This window comes from Pseudomonas aphyarum (assembly GCF_028657055.1).
Taxonomy (GTDB): Bacteria; Pseudomonadota; Gammaproteobacteria; order Pseudomonadales; family Pseudomonadaceae; genus Aquipseudomonas; species Aquipseudomonas aphyarum.
The window spans coordinates 15,197-31,399 of sequence record NZ_JAMDGS010000012.1; the positions used below are offsets into that span (position 1 = coordinate 15,197).

Below are 16,203 nucleotides of genomic sequence, written 5' to 3' on the forward strand. Positions count from 1 at the left end.
CCATCGCCATAGTGTTTCCCGCCGATCCGATAAAGCCTGAAGGTTAACCAAGGCGCCAGGTCTTGGACAGCTCAGTCTTCGATCAGGCCTAGCTCCTGTTGTGCGCGTCGGTCGCCAGCGCGGGCGGCTTGGCGCAGCAGGTCCTGGCCGATCCGGCGATCCCGGGCATTGCCGCACTCGCGGCACATCAACTGGCCAAGGCGACTTTGCGCGGCGACCACCCCTTCCCGGGCTGGTTGCTTGAGCAGGCGGCCGGCGAGGTGCTTGGCGTTCTGGCTGTCGCCTAGGCGCGGGCTGTCCAGCAGCCATTCGGCCACGCGCACGGAAAATCGCTTGGGAGCGGTAACACGAGGAGGTTGGGAGGTAGCAGATTCTGGAGCTGTACGAAACTTCATAAAGCACTGTGGGACAGATCGGAAGGCGCGCCACTCTACTCTTTTTTTCGCACAGGTAAAGTCGAAAAAAACCCGGCACGCCCGTGCTAGAGCAAGCGCTCGGGACAATCCACAGAAGCTGTGGATAACTCAGTGGACAACCGTCCTCCAGTCGCCGCAAAGCCTTGTGGAATGGGGCTCGCAGTCAAACTGACGATTTTTTCACCAGTTAAAAAAAGCGATGTTTTTCATTGACTTAAACTTTCGATGCAGGCAGCCATCGGGGTCAGGATCGTTGTGACAGCGCCGTTACAGTCTGCGCAACTAATGTGCACAAGTACCTGTTACGCGGTTATATCGATGCGCCTTTTCGGGTCGTTTTGGCATTCGGGGCTGGGGATAAGCTCCTGCACCGAGCTTCAGTGGCGGTCATTTCGTGGCGACCGACGGTCATGATGTGAGCCAGATCAGGGCAGACGCTGGATCTGGGCAATGTCCCCGGATTTTTTTTGATCAACGGGTTTGCCTTCCGGGGATCGTTCCGTTAGTATCCGCGGCGTTAGTACCAAGCTGAAAGTCAATTCCGGTCGAACACACCCCACGGTCAGCCTTCTCTCACAGAAGCCTCCACCGACAAAAGCGGGACCGACCCCTCGATGGTTTCCAGGTAAATCTTGCGACAACACAGCCTTTGAATCGAATGCAAAGGGTGTTGCGAAGACTACTTACTCTGACCGAACCAACCTGCAAATTGATCAGGATCTTCACCCCGGGCCCAGAACCTCTGCCCTCGATGTGTTGCCTGTCCTCCTAAGTACCTACCTGCCAGCCCAAGCGCGCCAACTTTTATAGCGCTCGAACTGGCTGCCTTGTTCCAGTCGGGTTCTTCGTTCGACCAATGGTGGTTGGCGTTACTGGAACGTTTTAACGTTGCACGGTTCTTATCCGTGTCATTTGTAGGAACACCTAATAACTATGTCGACTCAAATCCAGACTCAGGATGCCATTCGCACCCTAACCAACGCTTTTGCTCCAATGAACTGCCTGATCATGGCCGCTCGCAAAGGCTGCTTCAGCTTCACCGTGGTCAATGAACACGGGATCGCCCGCCACAGCGAGCGTCTGTACCCCGATCAATACTCCAGCGCCGAACCGCTGCAGGCCGTGATTGATCGCACCCGTCAGGCATTGATCGCCTGAGAGGCCGAAATGGCTGCAAAAGCAAAAGCCCCGCTGAAAATGCGGGGCTTTTTATTGCCCGATGTTTCACTTTTGCCACTTTCTGCTTAAGCACCAACCGATATAACGGTTATAACGCCTCGCCGGAAATATTTTAAAAACAGGCCTTTACGTCGCGAATATGACACTACACTTCAACTCAAGCGGCGTGATCCGCTTCCGGCGAGCCTGAGTCGATCCACAGCTGCCAAGCTCCCCTTCAGGTCTCGCCGCCCGATAACAAGATCCGAGGGTTTTATGGGTATCGCTGCCAGCGAACTGTGCCGCTACGTGATCCGTCCTACGCTGATCTACCTGGGACGTCACTGCGCAACTGCCGAATCCCTGTTGCTGGGCATTGCCGCCAGCCAGTCCGCCCTCGGTTCCGCCCTGCATGACCGCCGTGGCCACGGCCTGTACCGGATTGCCGAACACCGCCACCAGGCCCTCTGGGATCATTACCTGGCGCTGGATCCGGAACGCGCCAGCCTGGTTCGCGGCCTTGCCAGCCAGCATGCTTTCCTCAGCGGCCCGCACCTCGAACTGACCGTCAACCTGCGTTACGCCACGGCCATTGCATGGCTGCTGGTGGAAGAACAAAACCCCATCCTCCCCGAGCCGGACGATCTGCTGGGCATGGCGCGCATCTGGCGTCAGACCTTCCAGCCTCAAGGTCGTCTGCGCGATTTCACTTGCGCCTGGCAAACCTGTGTTTCACCGCTGAATCAGGTCGCCTGCTGACCCACCGGTTTCGCAACATCGCCCAACGAGCAGCGAATCTGGTCTGATTGTCCTACAAAACCGCTCTAACTCAAGGCATACGGACTATAGCGCTGAGACGAAAATGTTGGTAATTTTCGCCCCGGTGATCACCAGGAGTTCTAATAATGAAAAAAGTCATGCTCAAAACCACCCTTAGCCTTGCCGTAACCGTGGCATCCACCCAGATCTTCGCAGCTGGCTTTGCCATCAACGAACACAGCATCAGCGGGATGGGGACTGGGTACGCCGGGCGATCTTCTTCTGCCGACGACGCAAGCACTGTTTACGGCAACCCTGCCGGCATGTCGCGCATCACGCGCGAACAAGTCACTGGCGGTGTTGCATTCCTCGACGCAAAAACCGATATCAGCGATGGCAGCTCCAGCCCGAACGGCGGCAGCAACAAAGGCGATATGGTGCCCTTCACCTCTGTTCCTATGGGCTACTACGTCAAGCCGATCGACGAGCATTGGGCATTCGGCCTGGGTGTGTACGTACCCTTCGGCCTGATTACCGACTATGAGAACGGCTTCGCCGGCCGTTACTTCGGCAGCAAGTCCGAAGTACAGGTCATCACCTTCCAGCCGACCGTCAGCTACAAGTTCAACGACGTCGTGTCGATCGGTTTCGGTCCGACCATCAACCGTATCGACGGCACCTTGGAATCCAACCTGTCGGTCACTCAGGCCGCACCGGATGGCAAGGTCAAGATCAAGGGTGACGACACCGCACTGGGCTACAACGTCGGCGTGCTGGTTCAAGCCACCGACACCACTCGCCTGGGTCTGACTTACCACTCGAAAGTCGACTACAAGCTCGAAGGCAACACCAAGGTCAACTACGGCGCACTGGCCGCAGTCGGTCTGGGTGCCAATCAGAAGTACGACGCTTCGCTGAAGATCACCACACCTGAATCCGTGGACCTCTCGGTCACCCAGGCGATCAACGACCGCTGGAACGTCTATGCCGGTACCACCTGGACCCGCTGGAGCCAGCTGGAAAAGATCACCGTCAAGAACTCCGGCGTACAGCCGCTGCTGGCTGGCCAGTTCGGCGAGATCACCGAAGAACAGAACTGGCATGACACCTGGGCTTACGCCATCGGTACGTCCTACCAGTTGAACAAGGAATGGGTACTGCGTACCGGTCTGACGTTCGACCAGTCGCCGACCAACAACGTCGACCGTTCGCCACGCATCCCGACCGGCGACCGGACCATCTTCAGCATCGGTGCCGGCTGGAGCCCGACTGAAGACCTGACCATCGACGTTGCCTACTCGTACCTGAAGGAAGAGAAGGTCAACATCCGCAACGAAAACGATCGTGGCCAGAGCTACAACTCGCAGTATGAAAACTCGGCAAACGGCTTCGGTGTCGGCGCAACCTACCGCTTCTGATGCTGTACGGCGAGGCTGAGCTCTTTACCATTTGAGGCCTCGCCCATTAAAAAGCCCCGCTCTCTTCACAGAGGCGGGGCTTTTTGATGGGCGCCGATCAGGGTTTCAGCGGCTGGGAGGCAATGGCTTTCTCGATGGCTGCGAGAAATTCCGGATCATCCGGTTTGGTCAGGCTGGAGAAGTTGGCAATTACCTTGCCCTGGCGGTCGATGACGTATTTGTAGAAATTCCACTTCGGTGCACTGCTCTGCTTGGCCAACACCTGGAACATGTGAGTGGCATCGTCACCCCGCACCTTTTGAGGTTCGGTCATGGTGAACGTCACGCCATAGTTGGCGTAGCAGACCTTGGCGGTCTCGGCGCTGTCCTTGGACTCCTGCTTGAAGTCATTGGAGGGCACGCCGAGCATTTCCAGGCCCTGGGCCTTGTAGCGCTGATTGAGCGCCTCCAGCCCTTCGAACTGCGGCGCGAAACCACAGAAGCTGGCCGTGTTGATCACCACCAGCGGTTTGTCGGCGTAGCGCTGACACAGGTCGATGGATTCCTTGGCCCGCAACTTGGGCAACGAACCTTGCAACAGATCCGGACAGTCCGCGGCCTGGGCCAGTCCGGTCAACGCCATCAGCAACGCGGGAACAGCACACCAGCGCTTGAGCATGTCGGGCATCCTTGAGCAATCGTCAGACCCCGACGTTACTCGCCCTCCCGCCGGTCTAGCAAGCACCCATGCCCAACTGCATCAGCGCCAGCCCGCCCTGATGCCAGCCCCACCACACCAGCGCCAGCAACGCGGCGCCGAGTGCGGTGACGACGATCTGCGGCCAGAAACGGTTCATGCAGCGCTCGCACGCGGTTGCAGGCGCTCGACCGGACGCTCGCGCACCGGCCAGTTCAGCGCGGCCGCCAGCAGACTCAAGAGAACCGCCACTTGCCAGATCAAGTCATAACTCCCGGTCCGGTCATACACCACCCCGCCCAGCCAGCCGCCAAGGAACGAACCCAACTGATGGAACAGGAACACAATACCGCCGAGCATGGACAGGTTTCGCACGCCAAACAAGGTCGCCACCGTACCGTTGGTCAACGGTACCGTCGACAGCCACAGGAAGCCCATCGCCATGCCGAACAGATAGGCCGAGGTCGTCGTCACCGGCAGCCACAGGAACAACACGATCACCACGGCGCGCAGCAGATACAGCCCGGTCAGCAGACGTGGTTTGGACATCCGCCCGCCGAGCCAGCCGGCGGTGTAAGTGCCGAAAATATTGAACAGACCGATCAACGCCAGCACCGTGGTGCCAACACTGGCCGGCAGATGCTGATCGACCAGATACGCCGGCAGGTGCACGCCAATGAACACCACCTGAAATCCGCAGACGAAGAAGCCGAACGCCAGCAGCCAGAACCCGGAATGCGAACACGCCTCGCGCAGCGCTTCGGACAGGGTTTGTTCATGGCCGAGCACCGGCAGCGGTTTGTCCTTGAGCATGCTAACCAGCGGCACGATCAGCGCCACCAGCAGGCCCAGCACCAGCAAGGCCGCCGACCAGCCGAGCCAGCCAATCAGCCCGAGGGTGCCCGGCAGCATGGCGAACTGGCCGAAAGAACCGGCGGCGCTGGCGATGCCCATGCCCATGCTGCGTTTCTCCGGCGGCACAGCGCGGCCGACCACGCCGAGGATCACCGAGAACGAGGTGCCGGACAGACCGATGCCAATCAGCAAGCCGGCGCTCAGGGACAGGCCCAGCGCCGTTTCCGACAGGCCCATGAACACCAGGCCCAAGGCGTAGAGCACGCCACCGATCAACACCACTTTTGCCGCGCCGAAGCGGTCGGCCAGTGCGCCGGTAAACGGTTGCGCCAAGCCCCAGATCAGGTTCTGCAAGGCGATGGCGAAGGCGAATACCTCACGGCCCCAGCCGAACTGGGCACTCATCGGCGACAGAAACAGCCCGAAACCGTGCCGCACGCCCAACGACAACGCCAGAATCAGCGCACTCCCCAGCAACACCCAACCGCACGTACGCCACATCGAACTCATTGTTATTCTCCAGTCGCGGGTATATACCCGCTTAGATTCGGAAAAAACCGGCCCTCAGGCCAGTTCATCCAACAGCCGCAGCAAGGTTTCACGCTTCTCGGCACCCAGTCGGTCGATCAACCGCTGTTGCGCCGCTTCCCAGGCCGGCAGGGCTGCTGCCAGGCGTTGCGCACCGGTTTCGGTGAGCCGGACGATGCGGTTGCGCATGTCCTCGCCCTCGGCCAGCGCCACCAGGCCCTCGCCTTCCAGCACCCGCAGATTGCGCCCGAGGGTGCTGCGGTCCAGGCCCATCGCTTCGGCCAGTTCGGAAATGCTCGGCTGATCCAGCCGCTGCAAATTGCACAGCAAAGAATACTGGGCAACGTTGATCCCGAAGCCGTCGAGAGCGCCGTCGTAATGCCTGCTGACGCCGCGCGCGGCGCGTCGCAGGTTGGTGCACAAACACTGAGAAGGAAGCATGATGCGTGTATATACCCGCGACTGTGTTAAATCAAGTTACAGATCAACGTTACTTATCAAAACAAGGCCAGCCCGACCAGCACTGACATCTCCAGCAATTCCAGCAACGCACCGGCCGTATCACCGGTGGTTCCGCCCAGTCGCCGCACCATCAAATGCCGTAGCCAGATGAACACGACAACCGCCAGCAGCAACGCCACGACGGCGTTGAACCCGGCGATCACCACACACGCCGCTGCACTCACCGTCAGCACCTGCCAACCCGTCTTGCGTGGCAGATGATCGGCCAGTGCCTGCCCTAATCCACCGGCCCGGACATAGGTCGTGGTGAGGAACAGTGCGAGCAGCGCTGCCCGGCCGATCAGCGGCACGATGATCAATGCCATGCCCTGCTGCTGTTCGATCAAGGCCAGCAACGCGGTGAACTTGAGCAGCAACACCAGCACCAGCGTCACCACCGCGATCGGCCCGCTGCGCGGATCCTTCATGATCGTCAGCGTGCGCTCGCGATCACCGAAACCGCCAAGCCATGCATCGGCGCTGTCCGCCAACCCATCGAGGTGCAACGCGCCGCTGAGCAGCACCCACACTGTCAGCAACAGCGCCGCGTGCAACAGCAATGGCGCGCCGGCCAACGCAATGTTCAGCGCCCACAGAATCACGCCGAACAGCAAACCCACCAGCGGATAAAACAGCAGCGAGCGCCCGAGCTGCTCAGGCGCCGGCATGCCCGGCAGACGAATCGGCAGGCTGCTGAGAAATTGCAGGGCGATCCACAGGGGCAGCATGTCAGCCCACTTCCCTGAGCGAGCCGTCTGCTTCGACGATCAGCGAAAACAGCGCGCCGTGACCGACTTCGACATTCAGTAGTTGTTCGCGAGGCAAACCACGGGCCCGCGCCAGCAACAGACGCATCACGCCGCCATGGCTGACCAGCAACACCCGCTCCCCCGCGTGCGCCGCGTGCAGTCGCATCACCGCCGCCAGCACCCGCGCAGAAAAATCGCTGACCGGCTCCCCCTGCGGCGGGGTAAACCCATACGGATCAGCCCAGAACAGCCCGAGCGCTTCGGCATCGGTTTCCATCAGCGCCGCTGCGCTCTGCCCTTCCCAGGCACCGAAATGCAGCTCCTGCAGATTTTTGTCCAGCGATACCGGCAGATCCCGCTGCGCGCTCAACTCTTCAGCAAACCGCGCGCAACGCTGCAACGGCGAACTGACCAGCCGATCCCACGGCCCCTGCCCGCTCACCGCCTCGCGCATCTGCGCCCAGCCTTTTTCGGTCAGCGCATCGTCGAGGCTGCCGCGCAGGCCGCCGCCGAGTTCGGTTTCACCGTGGCGCAACAGATCCAGACGCAAGGTCATGCCGGGCGATCCGCCACCGCCGCTTCGGCGAAGGTCGCCATCTGCCCGTGCAGGTCGCAGGCCAGACGCAACAACGGCACCGCCAGCGCCGCGCCACTGCCCTCGCCCAGGCGCAGGCCCAGCTCGAGCAACGGTTCAGCGCCGAGGGTTTCCAGCACATGTCGATGACCCGGCTCGGCCCCGCGATGACCGAACAGCAGCCACTCACGGCAGGCCGGATTCAGGCGCACCGCCACCAGTGCGGCGACCGTGCAGATAAAACCGTCCACCAGCACCGCCACACCTTCCTGAGCACACGCCAGATACGCGCCGACCAAAGCCGCAATCTCGAAGCCGCCGAGATTGAACAGGGTCTGCAACGCGTCGCCACGCTGCGCCGCATGCAGTGCCAGCGCCCGCTCGATTACCTGCGCCTTGTGGCTGACGCCCTCGGCATTCAACCCGGTGCCGGGACCGGTCAGATGCGCCACCGGGCAATCGAGCAGCGCACAGGCCAGCGCACTGGCGGCCGTGGTATTGCCGATGCCCATTTCACCGCCGATGAACAATTGCGCGCCCGCCGCTTTCGCGCGCAGTACGCTGTCGCGGCCGCCCTGCAAGGCGAGTTCGCCCTGGGTCTGAGTCATCGCCGAGCCCTTGGCGAAATTCGCCGTGCCCGGGCCGATGTTCAGGTGACGCACGCCCGGCAGGTTCAACGACGACGTCACCGTGCCCAGATCCACCACTTCCAGCTGCGCGCCAAGTTGCCGCGCCAGCACGCTGATCGCCGCGCCGCCGCTGACGAAATTCAGCAGCATCTGCCCGGTGACTTCCTGCGGGAACGCGGAAACCCCTTCGGCGACAACGCCATGGTCGCCAGCAAAAATCGCGATCCAGACTTGATCCAGCTTCGGCTTGATCTGGCCCTGCAATCCCGCCAGTTGCACCGCCACCGATTCAAGCCGCCCAAGCGAGCCAGCGGGCTTGGTCAATTGCTGCTGACGCGCCGCCGCGTTTTCAACGGCGTCCGTATCCACCGGTTTGCACGGGTTCAGCCACCAGGCTTGGGTCATAACGCAGGTCCTTTCAGAGTCAGGGGCAGGCCGGCGACCGTCAGGACGACTCGCTGACAACGCTCAGCCAGAGCTTGATGCAGCCAACCGGCTTCATCGACGTAGCGGCGAGTCAATTCGCCCAGCGGCACGACACCCATTCCGGTCTCGTTGCTGACAAAAATGATTTCACCCGGCAGCGACGCCAGGCATTCGAGCAGGGCTTCGCGTTCGGCGGCGAGGCGCTCGGCGTCATCGAGCATCAGCAGATTGGTCAGCCACAGCGTCAGGCAATCCACCAGCAGGCAACGCTCGGGACCGGCGTTTTCGCGCAGGACACGGGCCAGTTCCAGCGGCTCTTCGATCAGCCCCCATTCGGCGGGACGACGGGCGCGATGATGGGCGACGCGCTCATTCATCTCGCCGTCCAGCGGCTGGCTGGTGGCGATGTATGTCACGGCCAGTGCGCTGTCAGTGGCGAGCTTTTCGGCCAAACGACTTTTGCCGGAGCGGGCGCCGCCAAGGATCAACTGGAGCATGGGGAGATTCCACAGAGTTCACGTAACAGCCCGGTATCCAGGTGCTTCTCCACCAGATCCGCCAGCCGCTCGATATCGCGTTCGCGCAGGCCGTGGTAATCCACCTCCTGCACATCGTTCAGACCGGCCCAGCGCAACAGCGCGGCACTGGCCGCCGGCGATTCGAACAGGCCATGCAGGTAGGTGCCGAAAATCTGCCCATCGAGACTTTGCGCGCCGTCACAACGACCGTCGTCCAGATGCACAGCGGCGTTTTCCAGCGCAGCACCCGTCGTCACGCCGGCATGAATTTCATAACCGCTGACCTCGGCATCTTCCAGCGCCAGACGTCCGCGCACATTGCGCAATTGCTTCTCGGCTTCGAGCTGTGTTTCGAACGCCAGCAGCCCCAGACCGGCGCTGGAGCCCGGCGCGCCTTCCAGGCCCAGCGGATCGTGAACCTGCTCGCCGAGCATTTGCAGGCCGCCGCAGATCCCCAGCAGCTTGCCGCCGTAACGCAGGTGACGGCGGATGGCGGTCTCCCAGCCATTAGCGCGCAGATACGCCAAATCACTGCGCACGCTTTTCGAGCCCGGAAGAATGATCAGATCGGCCGGCGGAATCGCTTGTCCCGGACCGATGAATTGCAGATCTACCTGCGGATGCAGGCGCAGTGGATCGAAATCGGTGTGGTTGCTGATACGCGGCAGCACCGGCACTACAACTTTCAGGACTTGCTCGGCCTTGTCGGTCTGGCGCTGGTCGATGCCGTCCTCGGCTTCCAGATGCAGATCCATCACGTACGGCAGCACGCCCACCACCGGTTTGCCGGTGCGCTGTTCCAGCCAGTCGAGACCCGGTTGCAGCAAGGCGATGTCGCCGCGAAAACGGTTGATGATGAAGCCTTTGACCCGTGCCTGTTCGCTCGGCGACAGCAATTCCAGCGTGCCCACCAGATGAGCAAACACGCCGCCACGATTGATGTCGGCGATCAGCAGCACCGGACAATCCACCGCTTCGGCGAAGCCCATGTTGGCGATGTCGCCGGCGCGCAGATTGATCTCTGCCGGCGAGCCCGCGCCTTCGACCATCACCAGCGGATACGCGGCGCTCAAGCGCTCGTGGGAAGCGAGCACGGCCTGCATGGCGATGGCTTTGTAGTCGTGATAGGCGACGGCGTTCATGCTGGTGACCGCGCGGCCGTGGATGATGACCTGGGCGCCGGTGTCGCTGTTGGGCTTGAGCAGCACCGGGTTCATGTCGGTGTGCGGCTCGAGAAACGCCGCCTGCGCCTGCACCGCTTGCGCGCGACCGATCTCGCCGCCGTCGGCAGTTACCGCACTGTTGAGCGCCATGTTCTGCGGTTTGAACGGCACCACCGCTAAACCCTGACGGGTGGCCCAGCGGCACAGCGCCGTCACCAGCGTGCTTTTGCCGGCGTCGGAGGTGGTGCCCTGCACCATTAAAGTGGTCATGCTGGTTTGGTTTCCATAGAGCGTTGCAGGGCGAATGCTTGCAGGGCGTGCTCAAGGCGCGCCTCGTCGGCGGCATCGGCGGGCAGCCCGAAACGCAGACTGCTGTTGTGCGCAAACAGACGCAGAAGAATTCCGCGACGAGCCATGAATTCGTGCAGCGCGGCGGCCTGTTCGGTGATCAGCCACTGAAACAGCGCGCAGCCGCCCTGCGGTTTGAAACCGGAACGTTCGAGCAGCGCAGCCAGCCGTTCGCTGGCCTCGTCGCTGCGGATGCGCTGACGGGTGTGGCCTTCGGTGTCACGCAGACAGGCCTGGCCGAGTACTCGGGTCGGCCCGCTGACTGCCCAGGGCCCGACCTGTTCGGCCAGCAGCCTGAGCAACTTGCGCTCGGCCAGCACGAAGCCCAGCCGCACACCGGCCAGACCGAAAAACTTGCCGAACGAGCGCAACACGATCATCCCCACTTGATGCGCATGCGGGGCGAGGCTCAGCTGCGGCGTGTTGTCCATGAACGCTTCGTCGACCACCAGCCAGCCACCGCGCTGAGCCAGCCGCGCGTGCCAGTCGAGCAGGCGCGCCGGGGTCAGGTTCAGGCCCGTTGGATTGTTCGGATTGACCACCACCAGCACGTCGAGGCTGTCGAGAAAGAAGTCGACTTCCTGCTCCAGCACCTCGCGCACGATATAGCCGCTGCGGCGCCAGGCTTCGGCATGCTCGGCGTAACACGGCGACAAAACGCCGACCTTGCCGGCCCGACGCAATCGCGGCAGCAACTGGATGGCCATCTGCGAACCGGCCACCGGCAGCACCTGGCTGGCACCGTAATAATCGCAGGCGGCCTGCTCCAGACCGTCATCGTTTTCCGGCAAGCGCGCCCACGCCCGCAGCGGAATCTCCGGGACCGGAAACGGCCACGGCGCAAGACCCGTGGACAGGTCGAGCCAGTCTTCTTCCGCGATGCCGTATTCGAGCGCCGCCCTGCGCAACCGGCCACCGTGCTCAAGCATAGAATTCAGCCCCCACGCAGAGAATCAGCAGCCATAACCATACCCCGCGCTGGACCAATTGCCAGCCGCGATCAATGGAATCGGCATCCGCCGGTACGCCCTCGCCCAGTTGCGGACGCTCGTGCAGCTCGCCGTGGTAAATCGCCGGGCCACCCAGCTCGACGCCCAAGGCACCTGCGCCGGCTGCCATCACCGGGCCGGCGTTCGGGCTGTCCCATTTCGGCGCCTGAGTGCGCCAGCATTTCAGCGCCAGTCGGGTCTTGCCCAGCAGCGCGTAGGTCAACGCCACCAGCCGCGCAGGAATATAGTTGAGGACGTCGTCGATTTTTGCCGCCGCCCAGCCGAAACGCTCGAACCGCTCGTTGCGATAGCCCCACATTGCATCGAGCGTATTGCTCAGGCGATAGAGCACCACGCCCGGCGCACCGGCCACGGCAAACCAGAACAGCGCGGCGAACACCGCATCGCTGCCGTTCTCCAGCACCGACTCGGTGGCGGCGCGGGCGACGGCGGTGCTGTCCAGCTCATCGGTCTGACGGCTGACCAGATAACCCACACGCTTGCGCGCCTCTTCCAGATCATCGGCGCGCAAGGCCTTGGCCACCGGCTCGACGTGCTCACCCAGGCTGCGCATGCCGAGAGCGCAATACAGCGCAAGAATCTCGACGATCCAGCCCACGTAAGGCGCCCAGGAAAACGCCGTGGCCAGCAGGGTCAGCGGCAGCACCGCGATCACCCACGCGGTGACGCCATGGCTGCGCCAGCCGCGACCAGCGCTATTGAAACGTTGCTCGATGCGCCCGGCGAAATTGCCGAACGCCACCAGCGGATGCCAGCGTTTCGGTTCACCCAGCAGCGCATCCAGCGCAACCGCGGCGACACTCAACAACGCCACACTCATTGACTCACTCCCCAAAAATTTTCATACAACAGCTCATTGAGCGGACGCGCCTGCGCCCACCCTTCGAGTACCAGCATCGGCGCCGGATAGAATTCCTTGACCGGCCCCAGGCAAAGCACCGCCAGCGGCTTGGCCCCGGCCGGCAGTTTCAGCAGATCGGCCAGCGCCTGCGGCTCGAACAGCGACACCCAGCCCATGCCCAGGCCTTCGGCACGCGCGGCGAGCCACAGGTTCTGGATTGCGCAGGACAGCGACGCCATGTCCATTTCCGGCAGCGTGCGACGGCCGAAAATATGCCGCTCGCGATCATCCATCAACGCCGCGACCAACACTTCGGCGCAATCGTTGATGCCTTCGACCTTGAGCTTCATGAACTCGTCGCTGCGTTCGCCGAGGGCTTCGGCAGTGCGCACACGTTCTTCTTCAACAAGGTTCTGGATCTGGCCACGTAGCGCGCGGTCGCTGATACGGATGAAGCGCCACGGCTGCATCAGGCCGACGCTCGGCGCCTGATGCGCGGCTTCAAGCAAACGGCGCAACAGTTCAGGCTCGACCGTGCCGCCGCTGAAGTGGCGCATGTCGCGGCGTTCGGCGATGGCGCGGTAGACCGCTTCGCGCTCGGCGTCAGTGAAGGCGTTGTCGGTCATGGCACCAACAGCGCGGCGATCGCCGACGGATTCGACGGGAAATAGAAGTGAACGTACGAGGCGGTCATACGCCCTTCCCGGTAAACCGCTTCCGCGCCGCGCCCGCCGTTGGGGCTGTGGCCACGGGCAATCGGCGTCAGTTCGGTGGTGGTCAGGGAATGGTGATAGGTGTGGCCGCGCAACAGACCTTCCGGCAGGTCGACCTCTTGCAGCGCCAGTGCGGCGAGGCGCTTTTGCATCACGGCATCGCCATTCAACAGACCCACCAAATCAGCGCGGGTGCCTTCGACATCGGTCAACGAGTCGAGCAGATACAACATGCCGCCACATTCGGCGAGCAGCGGTTTGCCGGCCGCATGATGCGCGCGGATCGCTTTGAGCATGTCGGCGTTCTGCGACAAGGCAACGTGGTGCAATTCCGGATAACCGCCGGGCAGGTACAAGCTGTCGGCGTCGGGCAATTGCGCATCGCGGATCGGCGAGAAGAAACTCAATTCCGCGCCCATCGCCCGCAACAGATCGAGACTGGCGCCGTAAGTAAAAGCGAAAGCTTCGTCGCGGGCGACGGCGATTCGTACGCCGTCGAGTAGCTTTTCGGTCTTGACGATTTCAGGCGCGGCGAATTCCACGGCCGGTGGCAGCGCTACCTCGCAAGTGCCGGCCAGCGCTTCGGCGGCGGCGTCGAGGCGCACATCGAGATCATTGAGTTCGCTGGCCTGCACCAGACCGAGATGGCGGCTCGGCAGTTCGATTCCGGTTTCCCGGGACAACGCGCCGTACCAGCGCAGGCCTTCGGTGAGGCTGCCTTCGAGCAACTGCGCGTGGCGCACGGTGCCGACGCGGTTGGCCAGCACGCCGGCGAACGGCAAGTCCGGCTGATAGCGCGCCAGGCCTAGCGCCAGTGCGCCGAAGGTCTGAGCCATGGCCGTGCCGTCGATCACGCCGAGCACCGGCACGCCGAAATGCCGGGCCAGATCGGCGCTCGACGGCGTGCCATCGAACAGGCCCATCACGCCTTCGATCAGGATCAGATCGGCTTCAGCGGCGGCTTCCCACAACAGGCGACGACTTTCCTGTTCGCCGACCATCCACATGTCCAGTTGATAGACCGGCGCACCGCTGGCGCGCTCGAGGATCATCGGGTCGAGAAAGTCCGGACCGCATTTGAATACGCGAACCTTGCGCCCCTGATTGCGATGCAGACGGGCCAGTGCGGCGGTGACGGTGGTCTTGCCCTGACCGGAAGCCGGCGCGGCGATCAGTACCGCCGGGCAGTGACGTGGTTGATTCAAAGTTCGACGCCTTTCTGCGCTTTGATACCGGCCTGGAAGGCGTGCTTGATCATGCCCATTTCGGTGACGGTGTCGCCCATCTCGATCATTTCCGGCTTGGCGGCGCGACCGGTGACGATCACATGCTGCATCGGCGGACGGGCCTGCAGATCGCTGAGTACCTGATCCAGATCGAGATAACCATGCTTGAGGGCGATGTTCAGTTCATCGAGCACCACCAGACCGATCGACGGATCGCGCAACAGCTCGCGGGAGACTTCCCATGCAGCCTCGGCGGCGGCGATGTCGCGCTGGCGGTCCTGGGTTTCCCAGGTGAAGCCCTCGCCCATCACATGAAAGCGCACTTGCTCGGGGAAGCGGCGAAAGAACAGCTCTTCGCCGGTGCTGTTGCGGCCCTTGATGAACTGCACCACGCCGCACTGCATGCCGTGGCCCATGGCGCGAGCGAGCATGCCGAACGCCGAGCTGCTTTTGCCTTTGCCGTTGCCGGTCAGCACCAGCACCAGGCCGCATTCGTCTGGCGAATTGGCGATGCGTTCATCGATCACGGCTTTTTTGCGCTGCATGCGCGCCAGGTGGCGCTCGTCGCGTTCGGGGGAATCAGTCATGGGGGAGCTCTCCGTTGAGGCTGGATAACGGCGGGCAGGCACAAGAATAGACGGCAACAAGCCTGGCATCGCCCACCGTGATGCCGCTGGATGGATCAGGCCGGTCTCCGGGCTCATGAGCGGCGTGTGCCTGGCTGCGCGCCTTCCCGCTTTACGCAGTGGCATCAGACGCAGCTTTTACTCATTTACCGTTGCGGGGGCAGCGCCGGGATCGTGAGGGCTCTTCGCTTGAAGACCCGCCTCACCGGCTTCCCTGTTTCACTCTGTCGACATGCGCCACAGAGCACCTGAAACAAGCCGCGAAGGTTAGAGGGTTGGGGGTGGAGCGTCAATTGAAGAGGGGCTTGTGCGGCGAATAACTGCCGCCGATCAATTAACTGACGCCAATCTTGTGCCACACTGTCATGAGTGATATCAAAGAGCCATGCTTTTTGACTGCAGAGAGCACATCACAATAACAAGGGAGAGCACCATGCAAGGCATGATCATCAGCAATCCGCGGCTGGAATTCCTGCGCCCGGTGCTGGAACGCTGGTTTGACTGTATCGACCACTACAACGCCGTGCGCGGCGACAACGACACGCCCTACTGGCATGACGAAAAAGCTAACCTCGGCCTGCTGTCCGCCGCCGCATGGATGGCCGAACTGGTCACCCTGCGCGACACCGCCACCCGCAAACAAAACGAAGAAGGCGAGCGTAATGCCCGTGCCGACCTGTTTATCGCTGGCGCCGAAGATCGCGCCTTCATTCAGGCCACCCAACGCTGGCCACGCGTCACCAGCCTGAATCTGACGCAGGCCCTGGCAGATATCACCAGCGATGCCAAGCGCATCAGCTACGCCAGCGACCTGAAACTCGGCTGCCTGTTCGTCGCCCCGCAAAAGGCCCAGCACAGCGCCAGCCCGGAAGAGTTACAGGACATGGTCGACGACCTGCAAAAGGAACACACCTGCGCCGTCGCCTGGTATTTTCCCTACGCCTATCGCAAATTGCGCAGCGAAGCCGGTAACTATCATCCCGGCATTGCCGTGCTGTTCAAGGAAGCCCGCGGCTGAGGGTTGAACCATCGGGCTTGTGCGCTTCTCTATGATTAAGAATGCATTCAT

General features: G+C 62.2%; 18 protein-coding genes, 1 pseudogene and 1 riboswitch. Of the genes and pseudogenes, 4 read left to right on the plus strand and 15 right to left on the minus strand.

What is annotated here, in order from left to right; all coding sequences use genetic code 11:
* Positions 1–71 precede the first annotated feature (71 nt).
* Complete coding sequence (locus M5G18_RS17340; protein WP_273900420.1) at positions 72–395, minus strand: SEL1-like repeat protein; 324 nt, start codon at positions 393–395, stop codon at positions 72–74.
* A gap of 954 nt (positions 396–1,349) precedes the next feature.
* Here M5G18_RS17340 and M5G18_RS17345 point away from each other — a divergent pair.
* From M5G18_RS17345 to M5G18_RS17355, 3 genes are all read left to right on the plus strand, one after another.
* Positions 1,350–1,574 (plus strand): hypothetical protein, encoded by a 225-nt coding sequence (locus M5G18_RS17345; protein ID WP_007950419.1) that lies wholly within the window; start codon positions 1,350–1,352, stop codon positions 1,572–1,574.
* 276 nt (positions 1,575–1,850) lie between these two features.
* Positions 1,851–2,333 carry a hypothetical protein gene (locus tag M5G18_RS17350; RefSeq protein WP_011333151.1) on the plus strand — a complete coding sequence of 161 codons (483 nt, stop codon included), beginning with the start codon at positions 1,851–1,853 and terminating at the stop codon, positions 2,331–2,333.
* A gap of 146 nt (positions 2,334–2,479) precedes the next feature.
* The gene (locus tag M5G18_RS17355; RefSeq protein WP_273900387.1) at positions 2,480–3,751 is read left to right on the plus strand and encodes an OmpP1/FadL family transporter; all 1,272 of its coding nucleotides are present in this window, start codon (positions 2,480–2,482) and stop codon (positions 3,749–3,751) included.
* A gap of 97 nt (positions 3,752–3,848) precedes the next feature.
* Here the strand turns inward: M5G18_RS17355 and M5G18_RS17360 are convergent, their stop codons facing one another.
* The 14 genes and pseudogenes from M5G18_RS17360 to cobO all read right to left on the minus strand — a co-directional run bounded on the left by M5G18_RS17360 (position 3,849) and on the right by cobO (position 15,095).
* Complete coding sequence (locus M5G18_RS17360) at positions 3,849–4,409, minus strand: glutathione peroxidase (RefSeq protein ID WP_273926152.1); 561 nt, start codon at positions 4,407–4,409, stop codon at positions 3,849–3,851.
* Positions 4,410–4,464: 55 nt separating this feature from the next.
* Positions 4,465–4,587 (minus strand): hypothetical protein, encoded by a 123-nt coding sequence (locus tag M5G18_RS17365; RefSeq protein ID WP_007950415.1) that lies wholly within the window; start codon positions 4,585–4,587, stop codon positions 4,465–4,467.
* On the minus strand, positions 4,584–5,792 hold the full coding sequence (locus M5G18_RS17370; protein WP_007950414.1) for an MFS transporter: 1,209 nt from the start codon (positions 5,790–5,792) through the stop codon (positions 4,584–4,586). The genes M5G18_RS17365 and M5G18_RS17370 overlap by 4 nt, the downstream gene beginning before the upstream one ends.
* Positions 5,793–5,846: 54 nt before the next feature.
* Positions 5,847–6,251 (minus strand): MarR family winged helix-turn-helix transcriptional regulator, encoded by a 405-nt coding sequence (locus M5G18_RS17375; RefSeq protein ID WP_007950413.1) that lies wholly within the window; start codon positions 6,249–6,251, stop codon positions 5,847–5,849.
* Between the two features lie 56 nt (positions 6,252–6,307).
* Positions 6,308–7,039, minus strand: a complete 732-nt coding sequence (locus M5G18_RS17380; RefSeq protein WP_273900414.1) for an adenosylcobinamide-GDP ribazoletransferase — start codon at positions 7,037–7,039, stop codon at positions 6,308–6,310.
* Between the two features lies 1 nt (position 7,040).
* Complete coding sequence (cobC, locus tag M5G18_RS17385; protein ID WP_273926153.1) at positions 7,041–7,616, minus strand: alpha-ribazole phosphatase family protein; 576 nt, start codon at positions 7,614–7,616, stop codon at positions 7,041–7,043.
* A complete protein-coding gene (cobT, locus tag M5G18_RS17390) occupies positions 7,613–8,668 on the minus strand; it encodes a nicotinate-nucleotide--dimethylbenzimidazole phosphoribosyltransferase (RefSeq protein ID WP_273900412.1) in 1,056 nt (351 codons plus the stop codon). Before cobT ends, cobC begins: the two co-directional genes overlap by 4 nt.
* The gene (gene cobU, locus M5G18_RS17395) at positions 8,665–9,186 is read right to left on the minus strand and encodes a bifunctional adenosylcobinamide kinase/adenosylcobinamide-phosphate guanylyltransferase (RefSeq protein WP_273926154.1); all 522 of its coding nucleotides are present in this window, start codon (positions 9,184–9,186) and stop codon (positions 8,665–8,667) included. The genes cobT and cobU overlap by 4 nt, the downstream gene beginning before the upstream one ends.
* A pseudogene (locus M5G18_RS17400) lies at positions 9,182–10,640 on the minus strand (cobyric acid synthase); the annotation flags it as partial. The pseudogene M5G18_RS17400 and the gene cobU, both read right to left, overlap by 5 nt.
* A complete protein-coding gene (gene cobD, locus M5G18_RS17405; protein WP_273926156.1) occupies positions 10,637–11,647 on the minus strand; it encodes a threonine-phosphate decarboxylase CobD in 1,011 nt (336 codons plus the stop codon). The pseudogene M5G18_RS17400 and the gene cobD, both read right to left, overlap by 4 nt.
* Positions 11,640–12,548 (minus strand): adenosylcobinamide-phosphate synthase CbiB, encoded by a 909-nt coding sequence (gene cbiB, locus M5G18_RS17410; protein ID WP_085747065.1) that lies wholly within the window; start codon positions 12,546–12,548, stop codon positions 11,640–11,642. Before cbiB ends, cobD begins: the two co-directional genes overlap by 8 nt.
* The gene (gene bluB / locus M5G18_RS17415) at positions 12,545–13,195 is read right to left on the minus strand and encodes a 5,6-dimethylbenzimidazole synthase (protein ID WP_085747066.1); all 651 of its coding nucleotides are present in this window, start codon (positions 13,193–13,195) and stop codon (positions 12,545–12,547) included. The genes cbiB and bluB overlap by 4 nt, the downstream gene beginning before the upstream one ends.
* Positions 13,192–14,487 carry a cobyrinic acid a,c-diamide synthase CobB gene (locus tag M5G18_RS17420; protein WP_273900357.1) on the minus strand — a complete coding sequence of 432 codons (1,296 nt, stop codon included), beginning with the start codon at positions 14,485–14,487 and terminating at the stop codon, positions 13,192–13,194. Before M5G18_RS17420 ends, bluB begins: the two co-directional genes overlap by 4 nt.
* Positions 14,484–15,095 carry a cob(I)yrinic acid a,c-diamide adenosyltransferase gene (gene cobO / locus M5G18_RS17425; protein ID WP_007950401.1) on the minus strand — a complete coding sequence of 204 codons (612 nt, stop codon included), beginning with the start codon at positions 15,093–15,095 and terminating at the stop codon, positions 14,484–14,486. Before cobO ends, M5G18_RS17420 begins: the two co-directional genes overlap by 4 nt.
* Before the next feature lie 81 nt (positions 15,096–15,176).
* Positions 15,177–15,401, minus strand: a riboswitch (cobalamin riboswitch).
* Positions 15,402–15,567: 166 nt separating this feature from the next.
* On the opposite strand from cobO, the gene M5G18_RS17430 reads away from it, so the two are divergent.
* Positions 15,568–16,152: a hypothetical protein gene (locus M5G18_RS17430; protein WP_273900358.1), complete on the plus strand. Its 585-nt coding sequence runs from the start codon at positions 15,568–15,570 to the stop codon at positions 16,150–16,152.
* The last annotated feature ends 51 nt before the right edge of the window (positions 16,153–16,203 follow it).